The following is a 19,752-nucleotide window of genomic DNA, read 5'->3' on the forward strand; positions in this document are numbered from 1 at the left end:
TACGCACCGTGCTCGTCCCGCATCAGTGCACGGCCAGCGCCTCCGGTTCGCCCACGGCGTCCAGGTCGTCGGCGGCCGCCGCCTCGCGGGGCAGGGTGAACACGAAGCGGGCACCGTCGCGGTACGTGTCGTCGAGGCGGATCTCGCCGCCGTGGAACTCGACCACCTTCTTGCACACCGCCAGCCCGATCCCCGTGCCGGTGTAGGTCTCCCGCGAGTGCAGCCGCTGGAAGATGACGAAGATCTTGTCCGCGTACTTCGGGTCGATCCCGATGCCGTTGTCCTCGACGCTGAACTGCCACATGTCGCCGGCCTCGCCGACCGCCACCCGCACCACCGGGTCCCGGTCCGGGTGGCGGAACTTGATGGCGTTGCTGATGAGGTTCTGCCACAGCATCGTCAGCAGGGTCACGTCGCCCGGCACCGTCGGCAGCGGCGGCCGCTCGACCCGGGCGCCGCGGTCCGCGATCGCGCCCGCGAGGTTCGCCTCCGCCTGCGCGACCACGTCGTCGAGGTCGACGGAGCGGCTGTCGTCGTACACACGGCCGATCCGCGAGAAGGTCAGCAGGTCCGTGATCAGCCGCTGCATCCGGGTCGCGCCGTCGACGGCGAAGGCGATGTACTGCCGGGCCTTGTCATCGAGCTGGTCGCTGTAGCGGCGCTGCAGCATCTGGCAGAACGAGGCGACCTTGCGCAGCGGCTCCTGCAGGTCGTGCGAGGCGACGTAGGCGAACTGCTCCAGGTCGGCGTTGGAGCGGTGCAGCTCGAGCTGCTGCTGCTCCAGCTTCGCCCGGGCCCGCTGGCTGTCCACGAGCGCGTCGACGACCCGCTGGCGCATCGTCTCGACGTCGCCGGTCAGCCTGGCCAGGTCCGCCGGACCGGCCGCGGCGAGCCGGTGGTCGAAGTCGCCGCCGGCGACCCGCCGCACGCCGGCGCTGAGCCTGTCGAGGGGTCGCAGCACCACCACGCGCAGCAGCACCGCGATCGCGACGATGAACAGCAGCAGGAACCCGATCATCCCGATGAACACGCCGTCACGCAGCCGGCGGGCCGCGTCGAGGTCCGCGCGGGCCTGGTCGCGGATGGCGGCGAGGTCCCTGTCGAGGGCCGCGACCCGGTCCCGGACCGCGTCGAAGGCGGCCTTGCCGGCGAGCACGGTGTCGACCGCGGCCGCCGGGTCGCTGCCGCGGCGGCGGGTCTCGATCGCCGGGTCCGCGACGGTGGTCCGCCACTCGCGGGCCTGCGCCTCGGCGCGGTCGAGGTCGGCGAGGGCGACGGGCTCGCCGGCGAGCAGCTGCCGGATGCGGGTCAGCAGGGTCCGCTCGCCGTCGACGCCCCGCGCGTACGGCTCCAGGAACCGCTCGTCGCCGCTGAGCAGGAAGCCGCGGACGCCGGTCTCCTGGTCGACGAGGGCGGCGGTCAGCTCGACGACCGCGGTGCGGGCCGGTGAGATCCGGTCGCTGAGCCGGTTGGACACCCCCGCGGTGTGGCTCAGCACCCCCGCGCCGACGGCCGCGCCGCACACGACGAGCACCACCATCGCGATCAGCACCGACGCGAACCACCGGGTGCTGCTCCACCGGTCCCACACTCTGGTGGCCGGGTATCCGTCCGAGCCGATCACAGCAGCACGGTACGCGATCCGGTGCGGCGGCGCCTGTTCAGCGGCCCCGCGGGTCGTACGCCGACGCCTTCCCGAGCTCCTCGAACAGGTGACGCTCCCGCGTGCTCAGCGTCGCCGGCACCATGATCCGCACCTCGGCGTACAGGTCGCCGGGGCGGCCGCGCGGGTTGGGCAGCCCCTGCCCGCGCAGCCGCAGCCGCCGCCCGGACGACGTGCCGGCCGGCACGTCCACCCGCACCGGACCGCCGGGGGCGTCGAGCGGCACCCGCGCGCCGAGGGCCGCCTCCCACGGCGCGACCGGCAGGTCGAGCACCACGTCCCGGCCCTGGACCCGGAACCGGGGGTGCGGCGCGAGCGCGACGACGAGGTACAGGTCCCCGGGCGGGCCACCGGCGACGCCGGGGGCGCCCTGGCCCGCGAGCCGGATCCGCTGGCCGTCGACGACGCCGGCGGGGATGTTCACGTCGTAGCGGCGGGGGCGGCCGTCGGCGTCCGGCAGGGTCACCGTGCGGCGCCCGCCGCGGAACGCCTCCTCGACGCCGACCGTGATGTGCGCCTCGGTGTCGGCGCCCGTGCCGTACCGCCCGCCGAACATGCTGCTGAAAAGGTCGTCGATGTCGACGGTCTGCACCCCCCGCGGACGGGCCCGCTCCCGCCCGGCCTTGTCGTGGCGGGCGCGGCGCTCCGGGTCGGACAGCACGTGGTACGCCTCGTTGATCTCCTTGAAGCGGTCCTCGGCGCCGGGCTCCTTGTTGATGTCTGGGTGCTGCCGGCGGGCCAGGGTCCGGTACGCGCGCTGGATCTCCTCCGGTGTCGCGGTCCTGGCCACGCCGAGCACCTGGTACGGGTCGCGCCGCTCACTCACCGTCGGGCCCGTTCTCCCTGTCGCCCAGCAGCACCGGCGCGCTGACCGCGACGACCGCCGGCCGCAGGAGCCGCTCGCCGTCCCCGTACCCCGGCCGCAGCACCCGCACGACGGTCCCGGGCGGCGCGTCGCTGTCGCGCACGACCTCGGCCGCCTCGTGCCGCACCGGATCGAACGGCTCGCCGACCTCGCCGAACGACGCGAACCCGAAGCCGGCGAGCACGGCGAGGGCCTGCTCGCGGACGCCTTCCACACCTTCGACGATCGTGCGGGGGTCGGCGTCGCCGTGCCGCAGCGCCAGGTCGAGGTTGTCCAGGACGGGCAGCCACGCCGCGGAGATCGCGGTCCGCTCCTCCTGCCGCTGCCGCGCCGCCTGCCGCTCGGCCCACTTGCGGGTGTTCTCCACGTCCGCCGCGGCCCGCTGCCACCGTTCGGTGAGCTCCGCGACCTCGTGCTCCTGGGTCATGACCTGACCTCCGCCACGCTCCGGCGCCGCCCTGACCTGGAGCTCCGCGCCGGCCCGCTCATGATCCCGTGTTGAAGTCGGCGTCGATGACGTCGTCGGCGTCCTGCGGGGCCGCGGCGCCGGCCTGGGGCTGCCTGGCGGCCCGGCTGCCCAGCGCCAGGGTCATCTGCCGCAGGTCCTCGGTGAGCTGCCGCATGCGGGCCGCCGGCGCCTGCTCCTCCACCGCCCGGCGGGCGTCCGCGACGAGCATCGTGGCGCGGGCCCGCTCGTGCTCCGGCACGTCGCCGTGCTCCTGCAGGGCGCGTTCCAGCTGGTACGCGACGCTGTCGAGCTCGTTGGAGGCGTCGATCCGCTCCCGGACCTGCCGGTCCTCGGCCCGGTGCTCCTCGGCCTCGCGGACCATCCGCTCGACCTCGGCGGTGTCGAGGGTCCCGCTCTCGGTGATGGTGATCTTCTGCTCGGCGCCGGTGTCCTTGTCCTTCGCCGACACGTTGAGGATGCCGTTGGCGTCGACGTCGAACGTGACCTCGATCTGCGGGGTGCCGCGCGGCGCGGGCCGGATGTTCTCCAGCCGCATCCGGCCGAGGACCCGGTTGTCGGCGGCGCGTTCCCGCTCGCCCTGCAGCGCGACCACGTCGACGGCCGGCTGGTTGTCGTCGGCGGTGGAGAACGTCTCGGCGCGCCGGGCCGGGATCGTCGTGTTCCGCTCGATCACCTTCGTCATGAGGCCGCCGAGGGTTTCCACGCCCAGCGACAGCGGCGTCACGTCGAGCAGGACCACGTCCTGCACGTCGCCCTTGAGCACGCCCGCCTGGATGGCGGCGCCGAGGGCGACGACCTCGTCCGGGTTCACGGACATGTTGGGGTCCTTGCCGCCGGTGAGCCGGCGGACGAGGGCCTGCACGGCCGGCATGCGGGTCGCCCCGCCGACGAGGATCACCTCGTCGAGGTCGCCGGCGCCCGCCTTCGCGTCCTGCATCGCCTGCCGGACCGGCTCCATGGTGCGTTCGAGCAGGTCGTGGGTCAGCTCCTCGAACGTGGCCCGGGTGAGCGTCATCGTCAGGTGCTTCGGGCCGGTCGCGTCGGCGGTGATGAACGGCAGGTTCACCTGGGTCTGCGTCACCGACGACAGCTCGATCTTCGCGCGCTCGGCGGCCTCGGTGAGGCGCTGCAGCGCCTGCGGGTCGGTGCGCACGTCGATGCCCTGTTCCCGCTGGAACTGGTCGGCGATGTGCTCGACGAGCCGGTGGTCGAAGTTGTCGCCGCCGAGGTGCGTGTCGCCGGACGTCGCCCGGACCTCCACGACGCCGTCGCCGACGTCGAGGATGCTGACGTCGAACGTGCCGCCGCCGAGGTCGAACACGAGGACCGTCTCGTGGCCCTGCTTGTCCAGCCCGTACGCGAGCGCGGCCGCCGTCGGCTCGTTGATGATCCGCAGCACGTTCAGCCCGGCGATCTTTCCCGCGTCCTTGGTCGCCTGCCGCTGCGCGTCGTTGAAGTACGCCGGGACCGTGACGACCGCCTCGGTCACCTTCTCGCCGAGGTGCTTGGCGGCGTCGTCGGCGAGCTTGCGCAGGATCTGCGCGGACACCTCCTCCGGCGACAGCTGTTTGTCGCGCACGTCGAAGCGCACCATGCCGTCGGGGCCCGGCACCACGTCGTAGGTGACGCCGCGCGATTCCTCGCTGACCTCGTCGAAGCGGCGGCCGATGAAGCGTTTCGCGGAGTAGATCGTGCCCTTGGGGTTCAGCACCGCCTGCCGGCGGGCGAGCTGCCCGACGAGCCGCTCGCCGGTGCCGGTGTACGCGACGACGGACGGCGTCGTCCTGCTGCCTTCCTCGCTGGGCAGGACGGTGGGACGGCCACCCTCGAACGCGGCGATCACGGAGTTGGTCGTGCCGAGGTCGATTCCCACAGCGCGTGCCATGTGTGCATCCCTCCTGAGCCTCCGGCTGCTGCAGCCGATTCAAGGCTCGCCGGGGTGCACAGGCCGCGTCTCACCCACCGGTGGTGAGCGCCCCGTCGCGCAGGACGGCGTGCGCGCCGACGACCTGGTTGACGATCTGCGTCACCCGCAGGTCGACCGCGACGCTGGCGAGCGCGACGGCGTCGGCGCGCCGCACCCCGTGCAGCCGCTCCAGCAGCGCGAACATCGCGTCCAGCGCGGCGTAGGCGGCGTCGTCCAGGGTGTCGCCGAGGCCCATCGTCAGCCATGCGTCGCCGGTACGGGCGACGGGGCCGGACACGGGGAAGTCGTCGCGCAGCCCGAACGTGAGCGTCACCCGGTCCATCGGGCACTCGATCGCGGTGCCGCTGACCTCGCCGTCGCCCTGCGCGGCGTGCCCGTCGCCGACGGAGAACAGGGCGCCGTCGACGGGGACCGGCAGCAGCAGCGTGGTGCCGGCGACGAGTTCCTTGCAGTCGATGTTGCCGCCGTGCGCCCGCGGCGGGATCGTCGAGTGCTCCCCCGGCTCGGCCGGCGGCATGCCCATCACGCCCATGAACGGGCGCAGCGGCACGGTGTGGCCGTGCTGGTTGCGGCCGGTCATCGCGACGGGGTCGAGGTCCCAGGCGTGCACGACGCCGTCGTGTTCCAGGTGGTACCGGCGGTTCGGGCCGCTCGGCCAGCCGCCGGCGACGGTGGTGCCCCACGCCGCCGGCACCACCTCGTCGATGCGGACCTCGAGGGTCTGCCCGGGCGTGGCGCCTTCGATCTCGACCGGCCCGGTGAGCGCGTGCCCGTACCCGTCGCGGTACTGCGGCACCCGCGGCCGGTCCGGCACCGGCTCGCCGGCGTAGCGGCCGGCGGACCACCAGCAGTCCAGGGTCCGGAAGGTCACGGTGTCGCCGGGCCGCACGGTCAGCGCCGGCGGGCGGTCCCGCGAGAAGTAGCCGTGCAGCGTCCGGTCGTCGGGGTCCAGCACGTGTTCCACGGATACGAGTGAAGCAGGCCCGGTCACGTCGCCGCGCCCCCGCGTCCTCTCGGCGGGTCGGGCGGTCGGCTGATGCCCTGCCGCCCGGTCTCAGGTGCCATGATGGGTGCCGGGTCGGTGGCGAGGGGGTGCTGAGGTCGATGGCACAGTTCGAGGTGAAGACGTCCGAGGTGGACGGCCGGGCCGTCGTGGCCCTGGCCGGTGAGTGCGACCTGGCCTGCCGCGAGGAGCTCACGTCGGCGCTGCTGGCGGCCGTCGACCTCGCGCCGGTGGTCGTCGTCGATCTGGCCGCCCTGCGGTTCATCGACTCCAGCGGCATACACGCGCTGGTCGCCGGCCATCACGCCGCCCAGCGGCAGGGCCGCAGGCTGCAGGTGGTCAACGCCGCCGGCGTGGTCGCCCACGTCCTGGACATGACCGGCGTCGGCGACCTGCTGGCCCCGCCCACGGAGACGGATATGGCGGCATGAGCGCCCCGTCGGTCGACTACAGCGCGCCCGGCGACCTCGGGGCGGTGCGGGCGTTCGTGCGGACCCAGGCCGTCGCGTCGGGCATGTCGCCGACCCGCACGGAGCTGCTGATGCTCGCCGTCAACGAGCTGGCGACCAACACGCTGCAGCACACGACCGGCGGCGGCCGGGTCAGCCTCTGGGCCGACGACGGGCAGATCGTCTGCGACGTCGTGGACCAGGGTCCGCCGCGCGCGTTCCCGCGGCCGATGCCGGCGGTGGACGCGGTCCGCGGCAGGGGGCTGGCGATCGTCGAGCGGATCTGCGACCAGGTCGACACGGTCAGCGGCCCCGACGGCACCACGGTCCGCCTCCGCCTGCACCTGTAGCGGGCCTGTAGCGGGCCTGTAGCGGGCCTGTAGCGGGCCTGTAGCGGGCCTGTAGCGGGCCTGTAGCGGGCCTGTAGCGGGCCTGTAGCGGGCACTGTCAGGGTTGTACGCACACCGCCAGGGTGCACGTGTCGTCGTCGGGGCCGGCGTAGCGGAGCAGGCCGCGGAGCCGGGTCAGCTGTTCGGGCCCCGCCTCGGCGGAGACGGCGGACATGGTCTGCTTGACGCGGCCGAGCATCACGTCGCTGTCGGTGGACCGGCGCTCGATCAGGCCGTCGGTGTAGAAGAGCACGAGGTCGTCGTCGCGCAGTGCCGCCGTGACGACCGGATAGGCGGAGTCGCCGGCGGCGCCGAGCAGCAGGCCCGCGGGCCGGTCCAGCTCCGTGGTCACCCCGGCCCGGGCCAGCAGCGGCGGCATGTGCCCGGCCCGCGCCCACGCCAGGGTGCGGGTGGCGGGGTCGTACAGCCCGATCGCCGCCGTGCCGGTGATGCCGAGCTGCAGGGACAGCTGGTTCATGTGGGCGAGCAGCGTGCCGGGGTCACGGATGCCGATGGACAGCCACGCCACCAGCGAGAACCGCAGGTGCGCCATGCCGTTGGCGGCGTCCAGCCCGTGCCCGGCGACGTCGCCGACCGCGAGCACCACGCGCCCGTCCGGCAGGGTCTGCGCGTGGTACCAGTCGCCGCCGACCTGCACGGCGCTCTCCGCGGGCAGGTAGCTGACCACGGCCCGCAGCCCGGCCAGGGGGAACGGCTCCGGCGGCACCGGCTGGATCAGGTTCTGCAGCTGCGCGGCGAGCCGGTGCTCGGCGAGCGCCGTCATCTCCCGGGTGCGCAGCTGGTCGCGGAGCCGATCCATCGCGGTGCGGGCGTCCTCGCGGGCGGTGACGTCCTGCACGACGGCGTAGACCTTCAGCGGGCTGCCGTCGGCGTCGCGGGCGACGTCGGACAGGATCCGCAGGTACTTCACCGTGTCCGCGGTCCGGAACCGGACGGTCACGTCGGACGCGGCGCCGCTGTCCAGGGTCTGCCAGGCGGTCTCGCTCACCCCGCGGTCGTCGGGCAGCAGCGCCGCGGCCTGCTCCGACCGTGTCATCGGCCCCAGCGCCGGATCCCGCCCGAAGATCCGGAACATCCCCGGCGACCAGTCGCTGCACCCGGTGATCAGGTCGTGCTCGGCCCAGCCGAGGCTGCCGAGCTGCTCGGTGCGCTCCAGCCGGCGGCGGGCCTCGTCGGTGCGCTGCCACCACACCAGCAGCCCGCCGAGGACCGGCTGGACGCTCACCTCGAACAGCGAGTCGGCCACGATCCCGGCCCGCCGCTCGGCATGCCGGAAGGCGGGCAGCTCCGCGGGCACCCCGTCGGCGAGCACCCGCAGGTACAGGTCCCACAACGGTCCGCCGACCATGCTCGGGTACAGGTCACTGACCCGCTCCCCCACCCGCTCGAGACCACGGCCGTAGATGTCCCCGGCCTGGCCGCCCACCGCGGCGACGAGGAAGTCGGCGACCTCGCCGTCCTCGCCGGTCAGCGGCAGCAGCCACGAGCACCCGACCGGCACCGCCGCCAGCAGCGCCCGCACGACGGAGGGCACGGTGCCGGCAGCACCGTCCGCCGTGGCCGGCGAGGTCGCACGCCGCGCGCCGTCGTGTGCCATCACCGAAGCTTAGTGCCGGGCACGCACCGTGGCCGCCCCGGCGCGGCGGGTGCCGCCGCTTCCGACGTTCACCCCGGTTTCCCGCCTTCCACAACTGGTGACGGCGTTACGGTGCTTGTGTGACGCTGCCTCCCGCCGGGTACCGCGACCTCGTCGCCGCCCACCTGCGCCGTCCCGGCCGCCCGACCGGGGTCGCCGAGCCGATCCCGGGCGTCGGCGACCGCCTCGCGTACAACCCCTGCCTGATCCGGCAGGCCGGCCGGGCGCTGCTCGCGGTGCGGGTCGAGTCGCCCGGCAGCTACTGGCGTGACCGGTCGTCGTGGGATCCCGAGGTCCGCTTCTACGAGCGCACCGGTGACGGCTGGCGGGAGGCGCCCGGCATGCCGGTGTTCACGGCGGCGGAGGACCCGTTCGCCGCCTGGGTCCTGGGCCCCGACGGCTCGCCGGTCCTGGTCCTCGGCGTGGTCTCGCTGGACTTCGGCACCGACCCGCCGGGCGTCGTCACCCGCTTCTACGCCGCACCCGACGTCGAGCGGCTCGACCCGGCCCGGCCGTTCGTCGAGGTGCCGGGCATGAAGGACATCCGGCTGCTGCAGCGCCGCGACGGCCTCGCCGTGTGCGGCCGGCCGCAGGGCGGCACCGCCGGGCGCGGCCGGGTGAGCCTCATCCTCACCGACGACTACACGCAACTGTCCGCGGAGCTCATCGCCAAGGCGCACATCTTCCACGACCAGGTCGCCGAGGACACCAAACTCGGCGTCAACGAGCTGTACGACCTCGGCGACCGCATCGGCGTCCTCGGTCACGTCGCCGTCGGCGAGGAGGGCGGCCCGCAGGAGTACGCCGGCGCCTGGTGGACCATCGACCCCGCCGCCTGCACCACGACCGCGCCGGCGGTCATCGCGATGCGCGCCGATTTCCCGCCCGCGCCGCCGAAGCGCGCCGACCTCACCGACGTCGTCTTCCCCGGCTCGATGGAGGTCCTCGACGGCGGCACCGTCCGCCTGTACTGCGGCCTCGGCGACGCCTCCATCGGCTCGATCGTCGTGCCGTCACCGCTGCCGTAGCCCGCACGCGTGGGGTGGCGGCCGACGGTCCCCGGGCCTGCGGCACAGCGCGGCCGTGGGAGGGTCAGCCCTGCTCGTCGCCCCCGGTGAGGCCGGCCAGGGCGTCGAGCATGTCGGCGAGGCCGGCGGCCGCGGCGAACAGGGTGTCGCTGCGGCCGCGGTCGCCGTCGAGGTGGGTCAGCATCTCCAGGCCCAGGTAGAAGGCCATCGCCGCCATGGCGGCCTCGCGGCCGGGGATGAGGGCGGCGAGGGGGCTGTCGCCGAGCAGGCGGCCGATCAGCGTCTCGGTGAAGTCCTCCCAGCGCCGGATCTCGGCGCGGACCCCTTCGGCGAGGCGGGTGGCGCCGACCGCCCCGGCGACCAGCTCCTGCACGGCGGCGATGTGACCGGTGGCGACGTCCTCCTCGTACAGCTCCCGCAGCGCCGGCAGGAGCTCCCGGGCACCGCGGACGCCGCTCGTGCGGGCGGTGTAGCGCTCCATCCGGCTGTCGCTGCTGTGCCGCATTGCCGCGAGCAGCAGGTCCTCGAGGTCCTCGAAGTGGTAGTAGATGACGCCGGGCGCGAAGCCGCCGGTGGCCGCGATGGCCCTCGCGGTGCTGGTCGAGAAGCCCTGGGTGGCGAGGGTGTCGACGGCGGCGCGCAGGATGCGCTCGCGGGTCTCGGTTCGGCGCGGCATCACCGGCAACGGTAGGCGATGTCAGATCACCCGGTGCGGCCGGACTCCGGACGCGGCGAGGAACGGGTCGAGCCGCCGCCCCAGCTCCGCGAGCCGGTGGCTGGGCACCTGCGGGTACAGGTGGTGCTCCAGGTGGTAGGTCAGCTCCAGGAACACGGCCGGGATCACCCGCCCGCGCAGGGTCCGCGTCTGCGTCAGGGGCGTGTCCCCGAAGTCGTGATGCGGCAGGTACACCGTCAGCACCGGATAGACCCAGCTGCCGACGACCGCCATCACCGCATACCAGAGCAGCATCGGCGTGACCGGCAGCAGGGCGACCCCGCCGGCGATGACGAGGACCGGCGCGGCGGCCTCCGCGACCAGCCACCCGCGGTCCCGGCGGCTGCGACGGTACGCCCACCGCCACAACCGCACCAGGAACACCGGCCCGTAGCAGGCGGCGCCGAGCAGGCTGATGTGCGCCGGGTAGCCCTCCGGATCGCGGTCCGGGTCGTCCTCCGGCGCGGGGAACGCCCGGTGGTGCTGCAGGTGGGTCGCCCGGTAGGCGTGCCCGCTCTCCACCAGGACGAGGCCGCACAGGAACAGCGCCCACTCGGTCGCCCGCGGCCCGAGCCCGATCGACCGGTGCACCACGTCGTGGGTGACGGTGACGACCGCGACGAAGATCCCGAACATGACGACGGGGGTCACCCACCACCATCCGAGGGCCGCGACCACCACGTAGACGGCGACGCCGAGCGCCGGTCGGGTGAGGGCCAGCCGCCGCTGCCCCGGCCGGGTGGCGAGCAGGTCCGTGCCGAGATCGTCCAGCGCCGGTTTCATGCCCGCACCAGGCCGTCCGTGACGGGCACGCCGCGCTCCGCGCCGGGGCCTGCGAGCACGCCTTCGGCGACGATGCGGCTGCCCAGGACACAGGCGACGGTGCCGAGGCCGGGCCAGGTGGAGTCGCCGACGAGCCAGAGGCCGGGCACGGCCGAGCGGTGCGGGACGGCGTGCTGGTTGGCGTTGGAGGGGCGCTGCCGGACGCCGCCGACGGCGCCGAGGGGGCGGGACGTGAACCGCGCATAGGTCCGCGGCGTGCCCACCTCCCGCACCACGGCCCGCTCGCCGAGCCGCGGGAAGACCCGCCGGGCCTCGGCCACGAGCCGGTCGCCGAGGGCGGCGCGGCGGCGGGCGTGCCCGGCGTCGTCCAGGTCCTCCCAGCCGGCGAGGCCGGTGTGGGTGGACAGCATCACGGCGCGGTGGCCCGGCGGGGCGCTGTCGTGGTCGCCTGCCGCCGACACGGAGACGAACATGTTGTTGCCGTCGCCGAGCGGCTCGGCGTAGGAGCGCAGCAGCTGGTGGTGGGTGAACTCCTGCCCGGCCACCTCCTCCTCGGGCACGCCGAGGCACACCATGGCCGCGCCGCCGAGGTCGCCGGCGTCGCGGCGCAGGAAGCGCTCCAGGGCGGGCCGGGCGGCGGGGGCGAGCGACGCGGTCGTGGCCACCGGCACCGCACTGACGACCTGCGCCGCCCGGACGGTGCCGCGCGGCCCGTCGACGGTGAAGTGCGGGGCGGCGCCGGTCACGCCGGTGACCCGCCAGCCGCAGCGCAGGTCGCCGCCGAGCGACCGGTAGTGCGCCACGGCGGCCCGCCAGAAGCCGCGCATGCCGCCGGTCGCGCGGGTCAGCCCGGCGCCGCGGATGGTGATGCCGAGCGCCGCGTTGACCAGCGGGGCGTCGTCGACGGTGCTGTGTACGGTGTCCTCGACGAGCATCGACAGCAGCCCGACCAGGGCGGCGTCGTCGCGCAGCCCGTGCCGCCGCAGCGCCCCGCCGAGCGTGCCGGTGACGTGCCGGGCCAGGTGCAGGTCGGTGAGGCGCATCGCCCGCGCGTTGTGCACCAGGTCGGCCGGGCCTCGCACGGGCATCCTCGCGCCCGCGCGGCTGGCCAGCCAGAACGCGTCGGCGAGCCGGTCGAGCAGCGCCCAGAACCGGCGGTGCCGGTCGGTGTCGCCGAGCGCCCGCAGTCGCTCCCGGTGCCAGGCGCCGGCGTCGCGGTGCAGCACGACGGTGCGATCGGGCAGCCACGCCACATACCCGGGCAGCGCCTCACCGGGCAGCGGCGGCATGCCGACGGCGTCGAACAGCTCGGCGCCCACGCCGCCGGGCTCGAAGTCGACGAGCGTGGTGGCGCCGACGTCGAAGGAGAAGCCGCGACGGCGGTAGTAGCCGGCGCAGCCGCCCGCGTGGCCGTGCGCCTCGAGCACCACCGTCGTGCGGCCGGCCGCCTGCAGCCGCAGCGCCGTGGCCAGGCCCGCCAGCCCCGCCCCGACCACCGCGACGTCGAACCAATCGTCCTGAACAGAAGTTCTGAACATACGTTCAACGTAGGACCACCCCACCACCGTGTCAACAGCGGTCGATATCAGGCGGCGCGGATCGCCGGCCTTCGCTACGGCGGCCGCCGCACCGCAGATCAAGGCCCCGGCGAAGAAGAGCGTCGTCGAGGCCGACGACATGTACTACGGCTGAGCCCGGTTGCGGACCTCGATGACGGCGCCCGAGTCGAGGTCCACCCGGAAGCTGCGGCCGGGCGGCAGCGGCTGGTCCAGCGCGCGGACCCGCAGGCGCATGCCCTCAGGGGCGACGGCACGGGCGGCGGTGAGGGCGTACTCGTCGGGGTCGGTGTCGTCGTCGCCCGCCTCGCCGGCCCGCGACGTCGTCACGCTGAAGACGATGAGGCCGGTGATGGCGTCGAAGACGATCCGGTGCGACTCCAGCCTGACCCGGTCGTCGACGGGGATCACGCCGCCGGTCCGGAAGACCAGGCCGTTCACCGCGGCCCAGCCCTGCTCCACGTACACGCGGAAGCTCACGGCGCGGCACCGCCGGGGGCATGACAGGATGTGAACGCACCGCCGGATGATCGAGGGAGCAGTCGTGGCCGCACGTGTCGTCAGTCCCACCGGGCGAGGGTTCCTGCTGCTCGACGCGCACCCCGCCGGCTGCTTCCGCAGCGTCGCCGACATGGTCGCGCAGATCCCGGCGCCGCAGCGGCAGCCGTCGAAGCTCACCGCGCTCATCATCGGCTCCAGCGCGGGCTACGGCCTCGCCGCCACCCTGGCGGGCCTGGTCCGGCACGGCGTGCAGGGCGTCGGCGTCGCGTTCGAGCGCCCGCCGGGCCGGCGCACCGCGACCGCCGGCTGGTATCGCACGATCGCCACCGACGCGGTCGCCGCGGAGGTCGGCAGCGACTTCACCTTCGTCAACGCCGACGCGTTCGCCGACACCACCAAGGACGAGGTCCTCGACCTGCTGCAGAAGCGGTTCGGTCAGGTGGATGTCCTGGTGTACAGCGTCGCCGCGCCGCGACGGACGGACCCGCGGACCGGCACCACGTTCCAGTCGGTCATCAAGCCGCTCGGCCAGGCGCACACGACGCGGACGCTCGAGTTCGACGCCGACGGCACGGCGGCCCTGCGGGACGTGACCGCCATCCCCGCCGGCGAGCAGGAGGCGGCCGACACGGTGCAGGTGATGGGCGGCGAGGACTGGTCCCGCTGGGTCACCGCGCTGCAGGACCGGGGGCTGCTGCGCGACGGGTTCCGCACGGTGGCCCTGTCGTACATCGGATCCGGCCTCACCTCGGCGATCTACCGCGACGGCACGATCGGCGCGGCGAAGGTGCACCTGGAGCGGACCGCCAAGGAGCTCGACGAGCGGCTCGCCGGGCACGGCGGCCGGGCGCTGACGTCGGTCAACGGCGCGGCCGTCACGCAGGCGTCGACCGCCATCCCCGGCATCGCCCTGTACGTCAGCGTCCTGCGCGCCGTGCTCGGCGACGCGCTCCAGTCGCCGGTCGAGCAGTCGGTGCAGCTGTGGGACCAGCTGACCGGCGCGGCCCCGCTCGACCTGGACGAGCAGGGCCGGCTGCGGCTGGACCGGTGGGAGCTGGACCCCGCGGTGCAGGCCGCGGTCGCGGAGCGCTGGCACGCGATCACCCCGGCGACGATCGCCGAGGTCGCCGACGTCGACTGGTTCCGCGCCCAGTTCCGCGGCCTGTACGGCTTCGACGTCCCCGGCGTCGACTACGCGGCGCCCGTCGACCCCGACCTGGAGTGGCCCGCGTCCAGGTGAGCGCCCGGCCACCCCGCCCCGGAGTGGTCGACGCCCGGCTACCCCGGCCTGGAGTGGCCCGCGCCCAGGTGAGCGTCCGGCGCCGGGCGGGTGGCGGCGAACCAGCACGCCACCCCGAGGGCCAGCTCGACGATCCCGCCGACGACGAGGCCGCTCGCCGGCGCCCCGTCCAGCGCCGCCGACATCCCGCGCGACACCGCGTACGCCAGGTAGAACACGGTCCCGGCGACCGCCGCCGGGAACGCCAGCCGCGCCACGAACGCGCCGGCCAGCAGCAGCACCCCGACGGCGAGCACCGCCCCACCGGCCGACCTGGTCTCGCTGAGGAGGTTGGGGTCGGTGCCGATGCTGATGCCGTACTGGCGGCGGAAGGCCACGGGTGCGAACAGGCTGGCGCCCCCGACCGCGACGGCCACGACCCCCGAGACGAGCAGCAGGATCCGCCGGATCACCGCCAGGCCCCAGCCGCCGCGGCGGCGCGGCAGTAGTCGGCGAAGTCCCGCGGCGGCCGGCCGAGGGCGTCCTGGACGCCGGTGCCGAGGCTGGCGTTGCGCCCGTCGAACACCTCGCCGCACAGGTCGGCGAACAGGTCGCCCTGCGGGTGCCCGGCGAGCGCCGCCCGCAGCTCCTCGACGCCGACCGGCACGTACGTGACCGGCCGGCCGGCCGCCAGCGCGATCTCCGCGGCCGCCTCGGCGAAGGTGAGCAGCCGCGGGCCGGTGACCTCGTACACGCGGCCGTCGTGCCGCTCGTCGAGCAGCGCCGCGACCGCCACGTCGGCGATGTCCTCCACGTCCACGAACGGCTCGGCGACGTCGCCGGCGGCCAGGACGACGGCGCCGTCCATGACCCCCTGCCGCAGCTCTCCCTCGCCGAAGTTCTGCGCGAACCACGAGGCCCGCACGAGCGTGTAGCCGAGCCCGGACTCCCGGACGATGTCCTCGCAGCTCTCGGCGTGGTGCTCGCCGCGGCCGGACAGCAGCACGAGCCGCCGGACGCCGGCCGCCGCGGCCGCCTTCGTGAACGCCTCCACGGCGGCGGGCGCCTCGGGGGCGGCGAGGTCGGAGTAGTAGGAGACGTACGCGGCGTCGACGCCGTCCAGGACGGCCGGCCAGGTCTCCCGCCGTTCCCAGTCGAACGGCGGGTCGCTGCGGCGGGAGGCGCCACGCACGGGGTGCCCCAGGTCGGTGAGGCGGCGGAGGATCCGGCGGCCGGTCTTGCCGGTCGAGCCGATGACAAGGTTGCTCATGTGGTCAAGCTTCGCCGGTACCGGCGAGATCCTGAATCACAGGAACACCGGAAGTCTTTGCAGATCGTCCAGCATCATGGACGATGACGAGGTGACGACGACGATCCTCCCGCCGGCCGCGGACCCGCTCGGTGAGGCGCTGCACCTCTTGCGGCTCACCGGCACGCTGTACTGCCGCTCGGAGCTGACCGCGCCGTGGGACATCGCCGTGCCCGCGTTGGACGGGCTCATGGCGCTGCTCGTCGTCACCGCCGGCGAGGCCGTCCTCGAGGTCGACGGCGAGCCGCCGCGGACGCTGCGGCCGCGCGGGCTGACCCTGATCCCGCACGGCACCCCGCACCGCGTCCACAGTGGACACAGCGGACACAGCGGGTCCCGCGCCACGCCGCTGTTCGACATCCCGGTCGAGCGGGTCAGCGAGCGGTATGAGCTGCTGCGCCACGGCGGCGGCGGCGCGCTGACCCGGGTCACCTACTGCGTGCTGCGCTGCGACCACGTCCCGGCCCGGCGGCTGGTCGCGCAGCTGCCGCCGGTGCTGCACGTCGACGGGTGGGACGACGACGGCGGCTGGCTGCACAGCACCCTGCAGCTCATCGCCGCCGAGGCGACCGCGCTGCGGCCCGGCGGCGAGACGGTGCTGACCCGCCTCGCCGACGTCCTGGTGGTGCAGGCGATCCGCGGCTGGCTCGACACCGCGCCCGAGGCGCACCAGGGCTGGCTCGCGGCGCTGCGCGACGAGCACCTCGGCCGGGCGCTGGCCGCGATGCACCGGGCCCCGGAGGCGCCGTGGAGCGTGGAGTCCCTGGCCCGCGAGGCGGCGATGTCCCGTTCGGCGTTCTCCGCCCGGTTCACGGCGCTGCTCGGCGAGCCCGTCATGCAGTACGTGACCCAGTGGCGGATGCAGCTCGCCCACACCCACCTGCAGCAGTCGCCGGAGCCGCTCTCGCAGGTGGCGCACCGCTTCGGCTACGCGTCGGAGGCCGCGTTCTCCCGGGCCTTCAGCCGGACCTTCGGCGTGTCGCCGGGCGCGGTCCGCGCCGCCACGGGCACCACCGGCCGATGAGGTGTCGCTGCTCGTCGACCGACCCGCGATTCGAAGCCTCCTGACCAGGCGCCGGACCGAACTGGCCAAGGGGTGGCTGGCGTCGCGAGGGGTGCTCACGGCAGGATACGCCCTGCACGGTGAGCGTCGATGCGTGGAGACGGCCAGACGCCCGCCGGAGGACGGCTACCGGATCGGAGGGACGGCTCGAGGTGCAGGGGCGGGTGCTGGGCGGTCGCTACCGTCTGGAGGAGCAGCTCGGCAGCGGCGGGATGGCAGTGGTGTGGGCGGCGACCGACGAGGTGCTGGGGCGGGCGGTCGCGGTCAAGATGCTCAACGGGGCACACCTCACGAAGCCCGACTCGCTGCGGCGGATACGCGCCGAGGCCAGGGCCGCGGCGAACCTGTCGCACCCCAACATCGCCCAGGTCCACGACTACGGTGAGGCGTCCGACGACGGCGAGCTCGTCCCGTACGTCGTGATGGAGCTGGTCCCGGGCCCGACCCTCGCGCAGCGGATCGCCGCCGGGCCGGTCGAGCCGAGCGTCGCCTTCCGCATCTGCGCCGAGATCGCCGCCGCGCTGACCGCCGCGCACGCCGCGTCGCTCGTGCACCGTGACATCAAGCCCGCCAATGTGATCGTGACCCCGGGCGGCGCGAAGGTCGTCGACTTCGGCATCGCGGCCTCCGTCAGCCCCGGCGGCGACGGCGACCTGTCCGGCCAGGTGCTGGGCACACCGTCGTACCTGGCGCCGGAGCGGCTCACCGACGACGCGATCGAGCCGGCCTCCGACGTCTACGCGCTCGGCGTGATCCTCTACAAGCTGCTCGCCGGGCACCTGCCCTGGGCCGCGGACAGCACGACGCAGGTGCTCACCGCGCACGTGTACCTCCCGCCCGCGCCGCTGCCGGAGACGCCGGGGGTCCCGCCGGAGATCGCCGACCTGTGCCACCGCTGCCTGCGCAAGGACCCGGCGGAGCGCCCCGACGCGCCGGAGGTCGCGGCGGCGCTCGCCGCGGCCGCCGGGCTGCAGGTCGTCCCGTCCACCCCGGCGCTGCTGGCCCTGACGGCCCTGGGGACCGCGGCCGGGCCCTCGGCGGACGGCGAACCGTCGGCACTGGTCATCCCGCCCACCCCGGCCCGGCGGTCGCGCGCCCGGGTGACGGCGGCGGGCGTGGGCATCGTGTCGGTCGCCGCGGTCGTGGCCTGGGTGGCGCTGGGCTCCCCGCCGATCGTCTCGGGCCGGTCCGACGCCGACACGCCGCCGCCGGGCAGGTCCCGGCCCGCCGTGGCGGCCGCGACGGGCCTCGCGGCCACGGGCGCCCCCAGGTCCGGCGGCACCGGCGTTCCGGGCGGCGGCGCCGGCACCCCGGGCGGCGGCACCCATGGCGGCGGCACCCATGGCGGCGGCGCGACGGGCGGGCCCGCCCCGGCGGGCTCCTCCGGCGGTGCCGACATCACCGACCCGGCGCCCACGACCGAGCCGCCATCCCCGCCCCCGACCTCGGACCCGCCCCGCTCGGAGACCCTCACCTCCGCCGGTGGCACGGTCACCGCCACCTGCGACGGCGCCGGGCGCGTGCGGCTGACGTCCCCCGACCCGGCGGACGGCTACAAGGTCACGACCTTCAACGGCGGCCCGGCGGGCACGGCGGAGGTCGCCTTCAAGCGCGGCAACGTCACGATCCGGATGTCCGTCACCTGCGACGACGGCGCCCCGACCGCCACGACGACGAAGACCACCACGACCGGCTGACGCGGGCGGCGTCACGCGTACGGATCGGTGATCCCCCACAGGCCGACGAGGATCGCACGGAGCTGGGCCATCCGGCGGGTGCCCAGGTGGGCCGCCCACTCCGCCTCGACCTCGGCGACGGCGGCCTCGGCGCCACAGCGACGGCCTCGGCGCCGCGAAGGTGGGTCAGCGGCGCCGGCGTGGGCCGCGCAGCAGCGGGCGGGCGACGCCAAAGACGAGCAGGAGCGCCAGCAGGAGCGATCCGCCGCCGACGACCGCGGCGCGGATCGCGGGAGTGCCCGGGCCGTCGCCGGAAGCCCGCGGCGGCGGCGCGTGGGTGGTGGGCGGCGCCGGCGGGGACGGCGACGCGGTCGGGCCGAGCGGGTCGGCGGTGACCGGTGGGACGGTGGCGGTCAGGGCCGCGTACGGGTCGATCAGCCCGTGGCCGAAGCTGTCGTCGCGGCCCGGGGCGCCCTTGTCGCGGGCGGTGGCGAAGAGGCGGTTGACGACGTTGGCCGCGTCCAGCTTGGGGTGCCTGGACCAGATCAGCGCGAGGAGGCCGGAGACGATCGCGGCGGCGCCGCTCGTGCCCGAGCCGATCGCGAACCCGGAGGGGTAGCGGGACTTCGGGGCGGCGCCGATGATGTCCTGCGCCGGCGCGGCGATGTCGACGGTCGGGTCGGCGATCGAGCCGTCCCACAGCCCGCCGGCGCGGGTCGTGCCGGCGACGGTGATGACGCCGGGGTAGCGGGCCGGGAGTGGCACGTGGTCGTCGCCCTGGGGGCGGTTGCCGCCGGCGGCGACGAGGACGGCTCCCTTGGCGCGGGCGTACGAGATGGCGTCCAGCTCCGGCTGCTTCAGCTCGTCGTCGGTGAGCGTGAACGACATGTTGATGATCTTCGCGCCGTGGTCGGCGGCGTAGCGGATCGGCTCGGCGAGCGTGCCCGCGGGCGCGCCGGCCGCCCTGTTGCCGATCGGGATCGCGATCGGCAGGACCTTGGCCTTCGGGGCGATGCCGAGCACATGGTTCGCCCCGTCGCCGCCACGGCCCGCCAGGACCGTCGCCATCTGGGTGCCGTGGCCGTCGGGGTCGTCCCAGCCCTTCTCGCTCGCCACGCCGTTGGTGCCGGCGCCGGGCAGCAGCGCGCCGGACAGGTCCGGCTGGGCGCCGTCGACGCCGGTGTCGATCACCGCGACGACGACGCCCTCGCCCTTGCTGACCTGCTGGGCCTTCGCCATGCCGAGCGCGCCGAGCCACCACTGCTGCTCGCGGACGGTCTCAGCCTGTGCCGGCGCCGGGGCGCCCCCGATCAACACCCCGGCCACCAGCGCTGCCACGGCGCTGCGCGTTCTCACGCCGCGACCGTACCGGCAGGGTCAGGACCACCACCACTTCTGGTCGGCGCCGCCGTAGCAGTCGTACTGGCCGACCGGGGCGGAGTCGGCCGTGCGGACCCGGCACACAGTGAGGCGCCCGGCG

The 19,752-nt window shown here is 74.9% G+C and carries 20 protein-coding genes; 7 read left to right on the plus strand and 13 right to left on the minus strand.

The window, feature by feature from the left end; translation table 11 throughout:
• Positions 1–22: 22 nt before the first annotated feature.
• From ABD332_RS55300 to ABD332_RS55320, 5 genes are all read right to left on the minus strand, one after another.
• Positions 23–1,624 (minus strand): sensor histidine kinase, encoded by a 1,602-nt coding sequence (locus ABD332_RS55300; RefSeq protein WP_344514390.1) that lies wholly within the window; start codon positions 1,622–1,624, stop codon positions 23–25.
• 37 nt (positions 1,625–1,661) lie between these two features.
• Positions 1,662–2,489 (minus strand): DnaJ C-terminal domain-containing protein, encoded by an 828-nt coding sequence (locus tag ABD332_RS55305; protein ID WP_344514392.1) that lies wholly within the window; start codon positions 2,487–2,489, stop codon positions 1,662–1,664.
• Positions 2,482–2,955: a nucleotide exchange factor GrpE gene (locus tag ABD332_RS55310; RefSeq protein WP_344514394.1), complete on the minus strand. Its 474-nt coding sequence runs from the start codon at positions 2,953–2,955 to the stop codon at positions 2,482–2,484. Before ABD332_RS55310 ends, ABD332_RS55305 begins: the two co-directional genes overlap by 8 nt.
• 58 nt (positions 2,956–3,013) lie before the next feature.
• The gene (dnaK, locus tag ABD332_RS55315) at positions 3,014–4,882 is read right to left on the minus strand and encodes a molecular chaperone DnaK (RefSeq protein WP_344514396.1); all 1,869 of its coding nucleotides are present in this window, start codon (positions 4,880–4,882) and stop codon (positions 3,014–3,016) included.
• A 70-nt stretch (positions 4,883–4,952) separates the two neighbouring features.
• Entirely contained in the window at positions 4,953–5,888 is a 936-nt protein-coding gene (locus ABD332_RS55320) for an acetamidase/formamidase family protein (protein WP_344514398.1), read from the minus strand.
• 140 nt (positions 5,889–6,028) lie between these two features.
• Between ABD332_RS55320 and ABD332_RS55325 the strand changes: the two genes are divergently transcribed.
• Both ABD332_RS55325 and ABD332_RS55330 read left to right on the plus strand, forming a co-directional pair.
• Positions 6,029–6,358 (plus strand): STAS domain-containing protein, encoded by a 330-nt coding sequence (locus tag ABD332_RS55325; protein WP_344514400.1) that lies wholly within the window; start codon positions 6,029–6,031, stop codon positions 6,356–6,358.
• Complete coding sequence (locus ABD332_RS55330) at positions 6,355–6,726, plus strand: ATP-binding protein (RefSeq protein ID WP_344514402.1); 372 nt, start codon at positions 6,355–6,357, stop codon at positions 6,724–6,726. Before ABD332_RS55325 ends, ABD332_RS55330 begins: the two co-directional genes overlap by 4 nt.
• A gap of 97 nt (positions 6,727–6,823) precedes the next feature.
• On the opposite strand, the gene ABD332_RS55335 is transcribed toward ABD332_RS55330, so the two are convergent.
• The gene (locus ABD332_RS55335) at positions 6,824–8,383 is read right to left on the minus strand and encodes a PP2C family protein-serine/threonine phosphatase (protein WP_344514403.1); all 1,560 of its coding nucleotides are present in this window, start codon (positions 8,381–8,383) and stop codon (positions 6,824–6,826) included.
• A 119-nt stretch (positions 8,384–8,502) separates the two neighbouring features.
• Here ABD332_RS55335 and ABD332_RS55340 point away from each other — a divergent pair, with 119 nt between their 5' ends.
• Positions 8,503–9,450 carry a DUF1861 family protein gene (locus ABD332_RS55340; protein WP_344514405.1) on the plus strand — a complete coding sequence of 316 codons (948 nt, stop codon included), beginning with the start codon at positions 8,503–8,505 and terminating at the stop codon, positions 9,448–9,450.
• A gap of 64 nt (positions 9,451–9,514) precedes the next feature.
• Here ABD332_RS55340 and ABD332_RS55345 read toward each other — a convergent pair whose 3' ends face one another.
• The 3 genes from ABD332_RS55345 to ABD332_RS55355 are packed head-to-tail and all read right to left on the minus strand — an operon-like array spanning position 9,515 to position 12,486.
• A complete protein-coding gene (locus tag ABD332_RS55345; RefSeq protein ID WP_344514407.1) occupies positions 9,515–10,126 on the minus strand; it encodes a TetR/AcrR family transcriptional regulator in 612 nt (203 codons plus the stop codon).
• Positions 10,127–10,147: 21 nt separating this feature from the next.
• Entirely contained in the window at positions 10,148–10,948 is an 801-nt protein-coding gene (locus ABD332_RS55350; protein WP_344514409.1) for a fatty acid desaturase family protein, read from the minus strand.
• Positions 10,945–12,486, minus strand: a complete 1,542-nt coding sequence (locus ABD332_RS55355; protein WP_344514411.1) for a phytoene desaturase family protein — start codon at positions 12,484–12,486, stop codon at positions 10,945–10,947. Before ABD332_RS55355 ends, ABD332_RS55350 begins: the two co-directional genes overlap by 4 nt.
• A gap of 28 nt (positions 12,487–12,514) precedes the next feature.
• Between ABD332_RS55355 and ABD332_RS55360 the strand changes: the two genes are divergently transcribed.
• A complete protein-coding gene (locus ABD332_RS55360; RefSeq protein ID WP_344514413.1) occupies positions 12,515–12,640 on the plus strand; it encodes a hypothetical protein in 126 nt (41 codons plus the stop codon).
• Here ABD332_RS55360 and ABD332_RS55365 read toward each other — a convergent pair.
• Positions 12,631–12,984: a hypothetical protein gene (locus tag ABD332_RS55365; protein ID WP_344514415.1), complete on the minus strand. Its 354-nt coding sequence runs from the start codon at positions 12,982–12,984 to the stop codon at positions 12,631–12,633. The two genes, ABD332_RS55360 and ABD332_RS55365, sit on opposite strands and share 10 nt — an antisense overlap.
• A gap of 64 nt (positions 12,985–13,048) precedes the next feature.
• Here ABD332_RS55365 and fabV point away from each other — a divergent pair, with 64 nt between their 5' ends.
• Entirely contained in the window at positions 13,049–14,245 is a 1,197-nt protein-coding gene (fabV, locus tag ABD332_RS55370) for an enoyl-[acyl-carrier-protein] reductase FabV (RefSeq protein ID WP_344514417.1), read from the plus strand.
• Between the two features lie 38 nt (positions 14,246–14,283).
• Here fabV and ABD332_RS55375 read toward each other — a convergent pair whose 3' ends face one another.
• Positions 14,284–14,697 (minus strand): DUF4345 domain-containing protein, encoded by a 414-nt coding sequence (locus tag ABD332_RS55375; RefSeq protein ID WP_344514419.1) that lies wholly within the window; start codon positions 14,695–14,697, stop codon positions 14,284–14,286.
• Positions 14,694–15,494, minus strand: coding sequence for an NAD(P)H-binding protein (locus tag ABD332_RS55380; RefSeq protein ID WP_344514421.1), 801 nt, complete (start codon positions 15,492–15,494; stop codon positions 14,694–14,696). The genes ABD332_RS55375 and ABD332_RS55380 overlap by 4 nt, the downstream gene beginning before the upstream one ends.
• 76 nt (positions 15,495–15,570) lie before the next feature.
• Between ABD332_RS55380 and ABD332_RS55385 the strand changes: the two genes are divergently transcribed.
• Both ABD332_RS55385 and ABD332_RS55390 read left to right on the plus strand, forming a co-directional pair.
• Positions 15,571–16,557 carry an AraC family transcriptional regulator gene (locus ABD332_RS55385; protein ID WP_344514423.1) on the plus strand — a complete coding sequence of 329 codons (987 nt, stop codon included), beginning with the start codon at positions 15,571–15,573 and terminating at the stop codon, positions 16,555–16,557.
• A 191-nt stretch (positions 16,558–16,748) separates the two neighbouring features.
• Positions 16,749–18,293, plus strand: a complete 1,545-nt coding sequence (locus tag ABD332_RS55390; RefSeq protein ID WP_344514425.1) for a serine/threonine-protein kinase — start codon at positions 16,749–16,751, stop codon at positions 18,291–18,293.
• A 165-nt stretch (positions 18,294–18,458) separates the two neighbouring features.
• Here the strand turns inward: ABD332_RS55390 and mycP are convergent, their stop codons facing one another.
• The gene (gene mycP, locus ABD332_RS55395) at positions 18,459–19,628 is read right to left on the minus strand and encodes a type VII secretion-associated serine protease mycosin (RefSeq protein WP_344514427.1); all 1,170 of its coding nucleotides are present in this window, start codon (positions 19,626–19,628) and stop codon (positions 18,459–18,461) included.
• Between the last annotated feature and the right edge of the window lie 124 nt (positions 19,629–19,752).

This window comes from Dactylosporangium maewongense (genome assembly GCF_039531485.1).
Lineage (GTDB): Bacteria > Actinomycetota > Actinomycetes > Mycobacteriales > Micromonosporaceae > Dactylosporangium > Dactylosporangium maewongense.